This is a genomic window from Thioclava arctica (assembly GCF_040892615.1).
GTDB classification, from domain to species: Bacteria; Pseudomonadota; Alphaproteobacteria; order Rhodobacterales; family Rhodobacteraceae; genus Thioclava; species Thioclava arctica.
The window spans coordinates 1-13410 of sequence record NZ_JBFRYC010000003.1; the positions used below are offsets into that span (position 1 = coordinate 1).

At 58.9% G+C, this 13410-nt stretch carries 13 protein-coding genes; 8 read left to right on the top strand and 5 right to left on the bottom strand.

All coding sequences use genetic code 11. The annotated features are described in order from the left end of the window. Positions 1-462: 462 nt before the first annotated feature. Positions 463-1068: a protein-methionine-sulfoxide reductase heme-binding subunit MsrQ gene (gene msrQ / locus AB4874_RS05525; RefSeq protein ID WP_368391237.1), complete on the bottom strand. Its 606-nt coding sequence runs from the start codon at positions 1066-1068 to the stop codon at positions 463-465. Further along, positions 1068-1997, bottom strand: a complete 930-nt coding sequence (msrP, locus tag AB4874_RS05530) for a protein-methionine-sulfoxide reductase catalytic subunit MsrP (RefSeq protein WP_368391238.1) — start codon at positions 1995-1997, stop codon at positions 1068-1070. Before msrP ends, msrQ begins: the two co-directional genes overlap by 1 nt. Positions 1998-2172: 175 nt before the next feature. Between msrP and AB4874_RS05535 the strand changes: the two genes are divergently transcribed. After that, complete coding sequence (locus AB4874_RS05535) at positions 2173-2625, top strand: DUF302 domain-containing protein (RefSeq protein ID WP_295534172.1); 453 nt, start codon at positions 2173-2175, stop codon at positions 2623-2625. Between the two features lie 16 nt (positions 2626-2641). Here AB4874_RS05535 and AB4874_RS05540 read toward each other — a convergent pair whose 3' ends face one another. Next, positions 2642-3103, bottom strand: a complete 462-nt coding sequence (locus tag AB4874_RS05540; RefSeq protein WP_295534170.1) for an ion channel — start codon at positions 3101-3103, stop codon at positions 2642-2644. A gap of 111 nt (positions 3104-3214) precedes the next feature. On the opposite strand from AB4874_RS05540, the gene smpB reads away from it, so the two are divergent. The 6 genes from smpB (at position 3215) to AB4874_RS05570 (ending at position 9120) form a co-directional block, all read left to right on the top strand. Further along, positions 3215-3688, top strand: coding sequence for an SsrA-binding protein SmpB (gene smpB / locus AB4874_RS05545; protein WP_295534168.1), 474 nt, complete (start codon positions 3215-3217; stop codon positions 3686-3688). A gap of 89 nt (positions 3689-3777) precedes the next feature. After that, positions 3778-4629, top strand: coding sequence for a 3-mercaptopyruvate sulfurtransferase (sseA, locus tag AB4874_RS05550; protein ID WP_368391239.1), 852 nt, complete (start codon positions 3778-3780; stop codon positions 4627-4629). Next, complete coding sequence (locus AB4874_RS05555) at positions 4629-5810, top strand: amino acid aminotransferase (RefSeq protein WP_368391240.1); 1182 nt, start codon at positions 4629-4631, stop codon at positions 5808-5810. Before sseA ends, AB4874_RS05555 begins: the two co-directional genes overlap by 1 nt. A 147-nt stretch (positions 5811-5957) precedes the next feature. Further along, positions 5958-6416 carry a MarR family winged helix-turn-helix transcriptional regulator gene (locus AB4874_RS05560; protein ID WP_295534162.1) on the top strand — a complete coding sequence of 153 codons (459 nt, stop codon included), beginning with the start codon at positions 5958-5960 and terminating at the stop codon, positions 6414-6416. Beyond that, the gene (locus AB4874_RS05565; RefSeq protein ID WP_368391241.1) at positions 6409-7533 is read left to right on the top strand and encodes an HlyD family secretion protein; all 1125 of its coding nucleotides are present in this window, start codon (positions 6409-6411) and stop codon (positions 7531-7533) included. The genes AB4874_RS05560 and AB4874_RS05565 overlap by 8 nt, the downstream gene beginning before the upstream one ends. An 87-nt stretch (positions 7534-7620) precedes the next feature. Then, entirely contained in the window at positions 7621-9120 is a 1500-nt protein-coding gene (locus AB4874_RS05570; protein WP_368391632.1) for a DHA2 family efflux MFS transporter permease subunit, read from the top strand. A gap of 69 nt (positions 9121-9189) precedes the next feature. On the opposite strand, the gene AB4874_RS05575 is transcribed toward AB4874_RS05570, so the two are convergent. Next, entirely contained in the window at positions 9190-10521 is a 1332-nt protein-coding gene (locus tag AB4874_RS05575) for an ammonium transporter (RefSeq protein ID WP_295534157.1), read from the bottom strand. Between the two features lie 25 nt (positions 10522-10546). Beyond that, positions 10547-10885, bottom strand: a complete 339-nt coding sequence (locus AB4874_RS05580; protein ID WP_295534155.1) for a P-II family nitrogen regulator — start codon at positions 10883-10885, stop codon at positions 10547-10549. Between the two features lie 271 nt (positions 10886-11156). On the opposite strand from AB4874_RS05580, the gene AB4874_RS05585 reads away from it, so the two are divergent. After that, entirely contained in the window at positions 11157-13367 is a 2211-nt protein-coding gene (locus AB4874_RS05585) for a transglycosylase domain-containing protein (protein WP_368391242.1), read from the top strand. Positions 13368-13410: the final 43 nt, after the last annotated feature.

Genomic DNA, 13410 nt, shown 5'->3' on the forward strand with positions numbered 1-13410 from the left:
AGTGAAGCTGACACTCATATCATCGGACCGAAATCCTAATGAGCCGATATGCTACGGTTAAACGTCGAAATCGACCAAACCGCCCACATATCTCTTCAGATAAATAGCAATGTCAAAGAGCACAGAGACAAAATAAACCGGCGACACCTCAATCTCTTGGGGCGCGACCTGCAAACCTTACTCCAAATTTTGTTTCGCTTTTCAGCACCTTGCAGCACTTCCGGCTACCGTCGCTGCGTCGTTTGCTGCTTCGGTGAGGGGGGTTCTACGGATACTCCCCGACCTCCGCAACCACTTTTTTAAAAAACTTCCACATTTCCGCAAAGAACCACTTAGTCCTTTGAAAAATAACGACCTTACCTTGTTAGATTCTTTGTCTAACCGGTCCATTTTCGCGCTTACGCAAGAATCTTTCGCAAAATACCCGACTCAACGAAACCTCTGAACGCGCATTCCGCCGGGTCAGCGGAATCGGGGGGCCAAACGAAGCCCCAAAAGCAGCAATACCGCTGCCAACCACAGCCAGCCCTGAGTGGAGATCACCTTCATCTGTAGCAGATAATGAATCACCCCCAACAGCACGGCAGGGTAAACCAGCCAATGCAGCTTGCGCCAATTGCGGCCCAGCTTGCGGATCGAGGCATTGTTTGAGGTGATCGCAAGCGGGATCAGCAGGATGAAGGCGCTGATTCCCAGCAACAGGTAGCGCCGCTTCACGAGGTCCGACAAGGCCTGCGCCCACAGCATGCTCATATCCAGAACCGCCCAAGCCGTCAGATGCAGGGCTATATAGAAGAACGCGAGCAACCCGATCGCGCGACGATAGCGGATCAGATTGAGCCCCAGCCAGCGCCGCGCGGGCGTAATCGCCAATCCGCCCACAAGAAACCACAGCGCGATCTTGCCCAGCCGATGCTCGATCCCTTTCACGGGATCGACTCCGATTCCCCCGGTGAAGGTCAGATAGACCACCCAGGCCAGAGGAATCAGCCCTGCGAGATAGACAACCCAACTGGGCACATGTCGCAACGCACCATTGATCGGGGCCGACAGGCTTGCGGTGGTCATCAGTAATTCTTCCGCAGGTCCATGCCGGTATAGAGGCTCGCGACCTCATCCTCGTAGCCGTTGAACATCAGCGTCGGTTCGCGCCCGGCAAACAGCCCTGCGCCCACACGCCGTTCGGTGGCTTGCGACCAGCGCGGGTGATCCACCTTGGGGTTCACATTGGCATAGAAACCGTATTCGCGCGGCTGAAGCTGATTCCACGTGGTGCGCGGCATCTTGTCGGTCAGCGAGATCTTCACGATGCTCTTGATCGACTTGAAACCATATTTCCACGGCACGATCAGCCGGATCGGAGCGCCGTTCTGGTTGGGCATCTCTTCATCGTAAAGCCCGGTCGCCAGAATCGTCAGCGGGTTCATCGCCTCGTCGATCCGCAGGCCCTCGACATAGGGCCAGTCGATACCGCCCTGTTTCTGCCCCGGCATTTGCGAGGGACGCAGCAAGGTCTGCATCGCGACGTATTTCGCTCCGGGCTGCACGCCCACGCGGTTCAGCAGATCCGCCAGCTCAAACCCGATCCACGGCACGATCATCGACCACGCCTCGACACAGCGAAACCGATAGATGCGCTGTTCCAGCGTCACCGGCTTAAGAATATCATCCAGCGCGTAATTGCCGGGCTTATCTACCAGCCCGTCAATCTCGATGGACCACGGGTCGGTCACAAGCTGCTTCGAATAGGCCGCCGGGTCGGTCTTATCCCAGCCGAATTCGTAGAAATTGTTGTAATGCGTGATGTCTTTAAGCGTATTCGGCGCAGCATCAGTCGAATATTTCGATGGCGCTGCATTGATCTTGGCCAAGGCCGGCCCCGCAATCGCACCCAGCGCCATCGCGCCTGCGCCCGCCATGATCTGGCGACGGTTAAGGAAATCGACCTTTGGCGTCACGTCGGCCCATGTTGGGTCACCGGGTCTGATCTTGCGCATGGAAATACCTCCTGTAGGCCCACACTATGAGTGCGGGGCGTGCCCTGTGCATCCCTTTTCGCAAGAGGGGGCGACATTGTTACCCCTAGGCATAAAGAAAAATACGCGCCAAACTCGGGATTGGATCACTGGGCGCCATCCGGCGTGACCCGTGTGGGAGATAAGGGAGACACAGATGAAACATCTGATCAGCGCCGCAGTTGCGGCGGCATTCATGCTAGGTGCGCAGGCTGCTTCGGCACAAGAGGCGCATACTTGGACCACCGAAGACACGTTCGACAACGTCACCTTTGCGGTACAAAACGCGATCGTCGGCGCGGGGCTTGTGGTTGATCACGTCAGCCATACCGGCGACATGCTGGAACGCACCAAAGACGCGGTGGGCGAAACCAAGACCCTGTTTACCGGCGCAGATATCTTTTCGTTCTGCTCGGCCAAGGTGTCGCGCGAGGTGATGACCAGCGACATCACCAATGTGCAATATTGCCCCTATACGATCTTTGTCTATGAGACCCCCGAAAACGCGGGCGAGATCACGGTCGGCTTTCGTGACTATCCCAAGGACACGATGGACCCGGTGACCGATATGCTGACCGGGATCGTCAAAGACGCCTTGATGATCGACTAAGCGGCGCGCGCGGGATTTACAGGTGCATATTCAAATGCGCCTTGATCCTGCGCGCTTCGATCTGGCTGTTGCGGGTCTGGCGCAGGGTCTCGACCATCATCGCGGTGAGAAACCCGATATTGAGCAACCCGTTCGCCGCCGCCATGCCCCCCAGAATACGCCAGTCATGGCTGAGAAGAATGTCGCCATAGCCCAGCGTCGTATAGACGACGAGCGCGAAATAGACCGCCTCTTCCATCGTGTGAAAGATATCGAGCACGCGAAAGCAGGCCGCCCAAGCCCAGACGCTGGCCGTCACCATCCCCAGCGCCCATAGCGCGGACGCCATCACCAGAAGCAACATCTTGGGCCCGTGCGGCTCACGCATCACCCAGCGGGCAGAGCGCACGAACATCGCCTCCATCGCCCAAGCTGTCGTCGCAGCGAAAGAAACCGTGATCAGCATCATCAGCGATCCGATAGCGATCTGGTGGAGCATGGTAATCCTTTCGACAGCAACGGTCCCAGCTAGGCGCGCAGCCCGTCTCGCGTCAAGCGCCGCAGTGCCGCACTGGACAGAGCGGCATCCAAGCCCTATTTCGGGGCGACCATGGCAAAACATTCTGATCCCAACTCCAAGCTGATCGCCGAAAACCGGCAAGCCCGTTATCACTACGCCGTCGAGGATACGCTCGAGGCGGGGATCATGCTCTATGGCTCTGAGGTGAAATCGCTGCGCACTGGCCAGACCAATATCGCCGAAAGCTATGCCTCGGTTGAAGATGGCGAGCTGTGGCTGATCAACAGTTATATCGCAGCTTATATGCAAGCGGGGCATTTCGGCCACGAGGAACGGCGCAAGCGCAAGCTACTGGTGTCCAAACGCGAATTGTCCCGGCTGTGGAACGCCACCCAGCGCGAGGGCATGACGATCGTGCCGCTCAAGATGTATTTCAACGACAAGGGCATCGCGAAACTGCTGGTCGGAATCGCCAAGGGCAAAAAGCTGGCCGATAAACGCGAAACCGAGGCCAAGCGCGACTGGAACCGCCAGAAACAACGGCTGCTCAAGCAGAATCAATGAGCTGAGGCGCGGTTTTGGGCGCCCTGCCCTTGCGTCCCCTGCGGTGCTGAGTCTAATCAACTCTGACCGATAGAGAGAGGCGCACCGCGATGGACAACCCGAAAACGCTCGTATCGACGGACTGGCTTGCCACCCATCTGAACGATCCCGATCTGCGGATTCTGGATGGCTCGTGGTTCTTGCCCCAGATGGGTCTGGACGCCAAGGCGACCTATGATGCCAAACATATCCCCGGCGCGCGCTTCTTCGATATCGACGAGATCGCCGATAACCGTTCGGATTTGCCGCATATGGCGCCGCCGACCGAGAAGTTCATTTCCCGGATGCGCGCGATGGGTGTGGGCGACGGCCATCAGGTCGTGGTCTATGACCAACACTCGATGTTATCGGCCCCGCGCGTGTGGTGGCTGTTCCGGCTGATGGGCAAGACCGATGTGGCCGTGCTCGACGGCGGCTTGCCAAAATGGGAGGCCGAGGGCCACCCGCTTGAAGACATGCCGCCGATGGTGCGCGACCGTCACATGACCGTGCAGCGCCAGTCGGGTCTGGTGAAAGACGTGACGCAAGTGGCCCATGCCTCTAAGCTGGGTGATTATGCGATCATCGACGCGCGCGCGCATGGCCGTTTCATCGGCCAAGACGCTGAACCCCGCCCGAACCTGCGCAAAGGCCATATCCCCGGATCGCGAAACGTGCCGTGGGAGAGCCTTTTGACGCCAGAGGGCACGATGAAATCCCCCGAGGCCCTGCGCAAGATTTTTGAAGGCGCGGGCGTCGATCTGTCCAAACCCGCGATCACCACCTGTGGATCTGGCGTGAGCGCGGCCATTCTGGCCCTCGCGCTGGAGCTGATCGGCAAGTCGGATTGGGCCCTCTATGATGGATCATGGGCCGAATGGGGCATGTATAACGACCTCAAGGTCGCAACCGGAGACGCATGATGCTGAACAATCTCAAACCGCAAGCGCCGGATAAAATCCTCGCGCTGATGGGCGAATATCGCGCTGACCCGCGTGACAAAAAAGTCGATCTGGGCGTCGGCGTCTATAAAGATGCCGATGGCAAAACCCCGATCATGACCGCCGTTCACAAAGCTGAAAAACAGGTCTGGGACAGCGAGACCACGAAATCCTATGCGGGCCTTGCCGGCCAGCCCGAATTCCACGCCGCGATGGCGGAAATGGTGCTGGGCAAGGGTTACCCTGCCGACCGTCTCGCCTGCTTGTCCACCGTGGGCGGCACTGGCGCGTGCCGGATGGGCTTTGAACTGGCGCGCATGGCGCAGCCCGAGACCACGGTCTGGGTGTCTGATCCGACATGGCCGAACCACCTGTCGATCCTGAACTTCATGGGGCAGGCGTTCAAATCCTATCGCTATTTCGATGCCGCCAGCCGAAGCGTCGATTTCGACGCGATGATGGCAGATCTGAAAGCAGTCAAGAAAGGCGACATCGTGCTGCTGCACGGCTGCTGTCACAACCCGACCGGCGCGAACCTGACGATCGAGCAGTGGGGCGCGGTCGCAGACCTTCTGGAACAGACCGGCGCGATCCCGATGATCGACCTCGCCTATCAGGGCTTCGGCGATGGGCTGGAAGAAGACGCCGCTGGCACCCGTCTGATTGCGTCGCGCCTGCCTGAGGTGCTGATCGCGGCGTCCTGCTCCAAGAACTTCGGGATTTACCGCGAGCGCACCGGCTGCCTGATGGTTCTGGGCGATGCGGCCACGCGCGCGGTGACGCAAGACGTGCTGTCGTACCTCAACCGCCAGACCTATTCCTTCCCACCCTATCACGGGCAGGCGTTGGTCGCGCGCGTGCTGACCGATCCGGCGCTGCGCGCGGAATGGGAGGCCGAATTGGAAGAGGTCCGCACGGGCATGTTGGACCTGCGCAAACAGCTTGCCGATGAATTGCGGCGTCTGACCAACTCGGATCGCTTCGACTTCGTGGCCGAGCATCGCGGCATGTTCTCGCGCCTCGGGGCCACCCCCGAGCAGGTCGCCAAGATGAAGGCCGAAAACGGGATTTATATGGTCGGCGATTCGCGCATCAACATCGCCGGGCTGAATACAAAATCGGTACCGCTGCTGGCGCGCGCCTTGATCGACGCGGGCGTCTAAGGAACCTACAACCAAGCTTGACGATTTAAGACGGAGGCCTTCGGGCTTCCGTCTTTTTATTTGGAAAATTTTTCATTTTACCCTTGAAATAGTAAGCAAGCTTATAATGTAAGGGCTTATGATATACGCATTGATCCGGAGCCCGCTATGTCCGAACAAAGCCTAGGTTTCCTGTTGCATGACGCGACCCGGTTGATCCGGCGTCGCTTTGAAAAACGTGCCAATGAGCTGGGTTTGACCACCGCGCAATGGCGTCTCTTGGTCTATCTCAAGCGCGAAGGACCGCTGGCACAGGCGCGTCTGGCCGAGTTGCTCGAGATCGAGCCGATCTCGGTGTCGCGCCTTGTCGACCGGATGGAAGAGGCCGATTGGGTTTTGCGCAAGCACGATTCCAACGACCGGCGCGTCAAGCTGATCCACCCCACGGCGAAGACCCGTGCTGCCTTTGAAGAGGCGCATGACATCGCAGAAGCCATTTACGCCAAAGCCCTCAATGGCCTGTCAGACCGTGCGGTCAAACAGGTCATGAGTTCCCTGAACAAGATAATCGAAAATCTCTCCGATGAGGAGAGCCCCTCCCAGAGTTCCGAGGCCAATCATGAGTGACGCAACAGAAAAAAAATCTGCCCCGAGCAATGGGCAAGACATCGAAACGAAAAAGAAAAAACGGCCAAAAACATGGCTGCTGGTCCTTGTGCCTGCGCTGATCGTGCTTGGCGGCGCGTATTATTGGCTGAGTTCCGGCGGATCTGAGTCCACCCAAAACGCCAACTTCCAGATGGCGCGCATTCCGGTGGCCTCACAAATCTCGGGCCGGGTGACGAAGGTGTTCGTTTCAGAAAACGAGCATGTCAAAAAGGGCGACCCGCTGTTCGAACTCGACAAGAAACCCTATGAATTGGCCTTGGCCAAGGCTGAGGCCGGACTGTCGATGGCCAAGCTTCAGGTCGAACAGCTGCGCGCCTCGTATAAGGCGGCGTTGGCGGATGAAAAACAGGCTTCTGACAATGCAGACTACCAAGCCAAGCAGCTTGCCCGGCAAGAATCGCTGACCAAATCGGGGGCTGCGACGCAGACATCGCTTGATGCGCAGCGCACGACCACAATCGCGGCCCAAGACACGCTTGCCGCCGCCCAGCAAAAGGTTGCAGCCGCCAAGGTTGCCCTTGATGGCAATCCCGACATCGCGGTCGAGGATCACCCCACGGTGAAAGCTGCAATCACCGCCGTGAACGATGCGAAATATAACCTTTCGCAAACCGAACTGTTCGCGCCAGCCGACGGCGTCATCTACCAAGCCGGCTCGTTCAAGCCCGGTGAAATGGTTGGCGCGGGATCAAGCCTGTTCACGCTGGTTGATACCACCGATGTCTGGGTGATCGCGAATTTCAAGGAAACCGAGCTGACCCATATGGGCGCGGGGCAATCCGCCACGGTCACGTTCGACGCCTTCCCCGGTCGCAACTACAAAGCCACGGTCGAAGCGGTCGGCGCAGGCACCGGGGCCGAGTTCTCGATCCTTCCGGCGCAAAACGCGACCGGCAACTGGGTGAAGGTGACCCAGCGTGTTCCCGTGCGGCTGCGGCTCGCGAAAGGCTCGGACTTGACCGGTTTGCGCGCGGGTCTTTCGGCGACGGTGAATGTGGATACCAAGGTCAAATCGAATCTCGCTCAACTCATCGGCGATAAGGCTCAGGCCACGCCCGCGGCTCAGGGGCAATAAGCTATGGCCGAGGCTGCCACGCAGAGCCCGCAGGCCAATCAGCCAAAGGCGATCGACCCCTATAACGTGCCTCATCGCGGCCTGATCATGGCGGCGCTGATGCTGGCGGTGATCATGCAGGTGCTTGACACCACCATCGCCAACGTGGCGCTGCCCGACATGCGGGCTGATCTTGGCGCGTCGACGGACACGATCAACTGGGTTTTGACCTCGTATATCGTGGCCGCTGCGATCATCACGCCGATGTCGGGCTGGCTGTCCAACCAGTTTGGACGGCGCGAGATTTTCATGATCTCGGTGGTTGGCTTTGTTGTGTTCTCGATGTTGTGCGGGGCTGCATGGTCCCTCAACACGATGGTTGCGTTTCGCCTGGTTCAGGGCGTGTTTGGCGCTGCAATCGTGCCGCTGGCGCAGAACTTCATGCTCGATATCAACCCGCGGGAACGCCACGGGCAAGCCATGGCTATGTTTGGCGCAGGCATCATGCTGGGGCCGATCATCGGGCCGACGCTCGGGGGCTATCTGACCGAGTCGCTCAACTGGCGTTGGGTGTTCTATATCAACGTGCCGCTGGGGATGATCGCAATTGCGGGGGCGTGGTCGTTTCTGCCCGAGATGCCCAAGCGCAAGATCAAGTTCGACTTCTTCGGCTTTGCGGCCCTTGCCGTGGGGATCGGGGCGTTGCAGTTGATGCTTGATCGCGGTTCTGACGTCGACTGGTTCTCGTCGGTTGAAATCTGGATCGAGTTGGCGCTGTCAGTTTCCGGGTTCTGGATTTTCGTGGTCTGGATCTTGGGGGCAGAGCGACCCTTCTTGGACCCGCGGATGTTTCTGGATCGCAACCTGTCGATGGGGCTGCTGTTCATTTTTGTCGTCGGGATCGTCTTGCTGGCATCGCTTGCGCTCCTGCCGCCAATGCTCTCCAGCATCTACGGCTATCCAACGCTGACTATCGGGTTGGTGATGTCGCCGCGCGGTGTCGGGGCGATGATCATGATGCTGCTGATCGGGCGGCTGATGAAATTTGTCGACCTGCGCATTCTGGTGGTGGTCGGGCTGTCTTTGACCGCCTACTCTCTGCATATGATGTCCACTTTCTCGCCGCTGATGGGGGCAAAATGGTTCGTCATTTCGGGGATCGTTCAGGGCTTTGGTCTGGGCTCGGTCTTTGTGCCGATTTCGACGCTCACCTTTGCCACGCTCGAGCCGAAATTTCGCGGCGACGGAACGGCGCTGTTCAGCCTTGTACGCAATATTGGCTCGTCGATCGGGATCTCGATCGTGACGGCGCTGCTGACCCATATGATTGCGGTCAACCATTCCGAGCTGGCCTCGGGGATGAACCCGCAGAACCTGCAAGGGCTGGCCTCGGGCAGCTCTTCACTGGCGCATTATGGGGAAACGGCGGTCTATGAGGTGCTGAATTCGCTGACGACGCAACAGGCTGCGATGATCGCGTATCTGGATGATTTCAAGTTCATGATGTGGATCACGATCGCTGCGATCCCGCTTGTCGTGTTCTTGCGCAAACCCGATTACTCAAGCTCTGCCCCACAGAAAGGCGTCGCAGCTGTGACTGCGGAATAAGCGCCTTACCCTCACAACGCAAAAGGCCCGGAGCGAACTCCGGGCCTTCTTTGTTGATCTTATCGCGTCTTAGCTGTGATAGGCGCTTTCGCCATGTGCCGTAAGGTCGAGACCCTGACGCTCATCATCGGCGCTGACCCGGATACCGGTGATCGCCTTGACGATGTAGATAATAACCAGCGACCCGATACCCGACCAGACGATGGTCAAGAGAACCGCTTTGATCTGGGCGAAGACCTGCGCACCCATGGTGCCAGCTTCGACCACAAAGCCCGTGCCACCAAGCGAGGGGGCGCAGAGGATACCGGTCATGATGGCACCGACGATACCGCCAACACCGTGGACACCGAAAGCATCGAGGCTGTCGTCATACTTGAACTTCGACTTGATGGCGGTGACGAAGAAGAAGCAGATCGGAGAGACAAGAAGGCCCAGGAAGATCGCGCCAACCGGACCGGTGGTGCCACAAGCCGGGGTGATCGCGACCAGACCCGCAACCATGCCCGACGCAGCCCCCAGACCCGAGGCCTTGCCGCGCACCCATCCTTCGACGATCGACCAAGAGACGACCGCAGCAGCCGTAGCCACGAAGGTGTTGAGCATCGCAAGCGTCGCATTCGCCGTCGCTTCGAGGTTCGAGCCAGCGTTGAAGCCGAACCAACCGACCCAGAGCATCGCAGCGCCAGCCATCGTCAGCGTCATCGAGTGCGGAGCCATGTTCTCTTTGCCCAGACCGAGGCGCGGACCAAGGACGATTGCCCAGACCAGACCGGCGATACCAGCGTTGATGTGAACCACGGTGCCACCAGCAAAGTCGATAGCGCCCCAGTTGAAGATCAGACCGGCGCCGTCCCAAACCATATGTGCGATCGGGAAGTAAACGAAGGTCACCCACAAGATCATGAACAGCACGATGCCCGAGAACTTAGCGCGCTCGGCAAAAGCACCCACGATCAGCGCGGGGGTGATGGCTGCAAAGGTCATCTGGAACGCGATGAAGACATATTCCGGCAGCACGACACCATCGGTGAAGGTCGCTGCGGTCGAATCCATCGTCACGCCCGAGAGGAAGATTTTCCCCAGACCGCCCCAGAACGGCGATGTGCCGCCACCGAAGGCAAAGGAATAGCCCCACAGCACCCAGACGATCATCACGATCGACGCGATCATCGTGGTCTGCATCAGAACCGACAGCATGTTCTTGGTGCGCACGAGGCCACCGTAAAACAGCGCCAGACCCGGAATGATCATGAACAGAACCAGCAACGAAGACGTCATCATCCACGCCACGTCGCCCTTGTCGATGACTTCAGCCGGGGCCGCAGCATCCTGCGCCAGAGCCGGAAGGCCAGCAAGGGCGAGAACCCCGGCGAGACCTGCAATTTTAGAAAGGTTTTTCATTGTCCTACTTTCCCTCTGTCGCGTCTCAGAGCGCGTCGTCATTGGTTTCGCCCGTGCGCACGCGCACTGCCTGCCCCACATCGAGCACGAAGATTTTGCCGTCGCCGATCTTGTCGGTCTTGGCGGCCTTGAGGATCGTATCGACGACCTCGTCTGCCAGGCCGTCCGCAACCACGATTTCCAGTTTCACCTTGGGCACGAAGTTCACGGCGTATTCCGCGCCGCGATAGATTTCGGTGTGACCCGACTGAGCGCCAAAGCCTTTGATCTCGGTAACCATCATACCGCGCACGCCGATGGTGGTGAGCGCTTCGCGCACCTCCTCGAGCTTGAACGGCTTGATTGCTGCAATGATGAGTTTCACTGTCGTCCCTTCCTTGTTCAGCACATCTCAATGTCGTGAGCGATCGACACCATCTGGCGTCAGAAGGCCAAGTTCGCTGCACGCGCACAAGGAAACAGAGGCAGAGAGATCGGGAAGCTTGCTAGTAATCTGCCTAATAATTATACATTTTAGGCGTATCGGCTAATTATTGGGCGAAATGTGAAACTGAAACGTGAATTTATGCGGGTCCACATCCTGTGAAGCTGCGTGTAAATTGGCGCCAACGAAAACAAGGCAGCGGATCAGGCAAATGACACAGAAGGGCGGACGACGCGGGTCGTTGGTAGCGGATAAGCGCTACGCCACGTCGAAAAATACGAGCCCCTCGAAGACGCCGAAACCCCGCAAACCACGCGGGCAAAAACCGCGCCCGCCCCGGCGCGGTGGGTTCAGCGGCGCAATCGCAGGGATGGTGCGGTTTATCTGGCGCCTCCTCTGGGGGGCGTTCTGGCGTTTTTCCATGGTGATCGCGCTCGTTGTGGGCGCGGCGACGCTGTATTTCTATTCGACGCTGCCTGACTACACGAAGCTTCTGGATGGGCGCACCCGTGGGTCGGTCACGATGCTTGACGATCAAAACAAGGTCTTTGCCTGGCGCGGCGAAACCTATGGCGGGCTGATTGACGCCAAAAACGTCTCGCCCCATCTACGCAACGCGGTGATCGCGACCGAAGATCGCCGTTTTTACCACCATATCGGGATCAGCCCGCGCGGCATCGCCTCGGCGATCGCGATCAACCTCAAGGATGGGCGCGGCCCGTTTCAGGGCAATGGTGGTTCGACGATCACGCAACAGGTAGCAAAGCTTTTGTGCCTTGGTGTGAAGTTCGACCCAAAGCAATGGAAAAACGAATCCGCCTATGAAGATGATTGCCGCTCTGGCGGGCTCAAGCGCAAGATCAAGGAAGTGCCCTATGCCTTTGCGCTGGATCTGAAATATACCAAAGACCAAGTTCTTTCGATCTACCTCAACCGGGCCTATCTGGGCGCCGGGGCGCGCGGATTTGAGGCCGCATCCGAGCGGTATTTCGGGATTTCGGCCGCCAATGACAATCCGCAGCAAGCTGCAATGCTGGCGGGTTTGCTCAAAGCGCCAAGCTATTACGCGCCCACCAACAGTCTTGAGCGCGCTCAGGCGCGGGCGGAAACCGTGCTGATGTTGATGCATCAGCAACACTATCTGACGGACCGGCAATATCTGGATGCCAAGGCCAATCCCGCCACTCTGAGCGAGGCTGCGCAACGTCGCGCGGGGGGCTATTTCGCCGATTGGCTGATGGATACGATCCCCGATTTCCTGTCACGCGGCACGACCGAAGATGTGGTGATTCACACGACTTTGGATCAGCGCATCCAATCCGCCGCCGAAGAGGCGATGCAGTCTGTCTTTAGCGATAAGGTCGCCAAAGACAGCACCGCCGAGGCTGCGATCGTCGTGATGTCGCCCGATGGGGCCGTGCGTGGCATGGTGGGCGGGCGCGCAACCAAGGTGACCGGCGCGTTCAACCACGCCACGATGGCGCAGCGCCAGACCGGCTCGACCTTCAAGCCCTTTGTCTATGCCACCGCGCTGGATCTGGGCTACACCCCCGATTCGATGGTCGATGATGCCCCGTTGACCGTGAAGATGCCCGGCTCCCCGGACTGGACGCCGCGCAACTATGAACGCAACTTCAGCGGCCCGATCACCCTGACCACCGCGCTTGAGCATTCGGTAAACGTTGCAACGGTGCGTGTCTCTGAGGCGGTGGGGCGCGAGAATGTCATCAAGGTCGCCGAGGGGCTTGGCTTTGCGCAGAACCTGCCAAACCTGCCCTCGGTCGCTTTGGGGGTCGGGGAATCGGATCTGCTGGACATGACGGGTGCCTATGCGGGCATCTTGAATGGCGGCTCTTCGGTGACGCCCTACGGGCTGAATACGCTTACGCTCAAGGGCGATAGCAACCCGCTGTTCAGCAAACCCGGCGGCATTGGCGAGCGCGTGATCTCGGAAAAATCGGCGCGCGAGTTGATCTATATGATGCGTCAGGTTGTGCTGCATGGCACGGGCGGGCGGGCCAATATCAAAGGCTATGAGATCGCTGGGAAAACTGGCACGACGCAAAGCTCGCGGGATGCCTGGTTTATCGGGTTTACGGCGGATTATGTCGTGGGCGTCTGGATGGGCAATGACGACAACACGCCGCTGAAGGGCGTCACGGGCGGTGGATTGCCCGCCGAGATCTTCCACGAAACGATGGCGCGCGTGGAAGACGGCCAGCCCGCCAAACCACTGCCGATGGCGCAGCCCTCGGATTGGCAGGCAGAGACGCAGCAATATTCGGGCGATTCGCAAAGTGCGGGGCAACTGCCCGAGCAAAGCGCGCAACCCCAGCAGCCTCAGCCCCAAGCACAACGCCGAAACCCGTCTGATTCGATTCTCAAAAGCCTGCTGGGCGTGTTTGGCGGCAATCGAAACTGAGGCGTGACGGCGCTTTGATATGACAACGCCCGATGTCTCCACC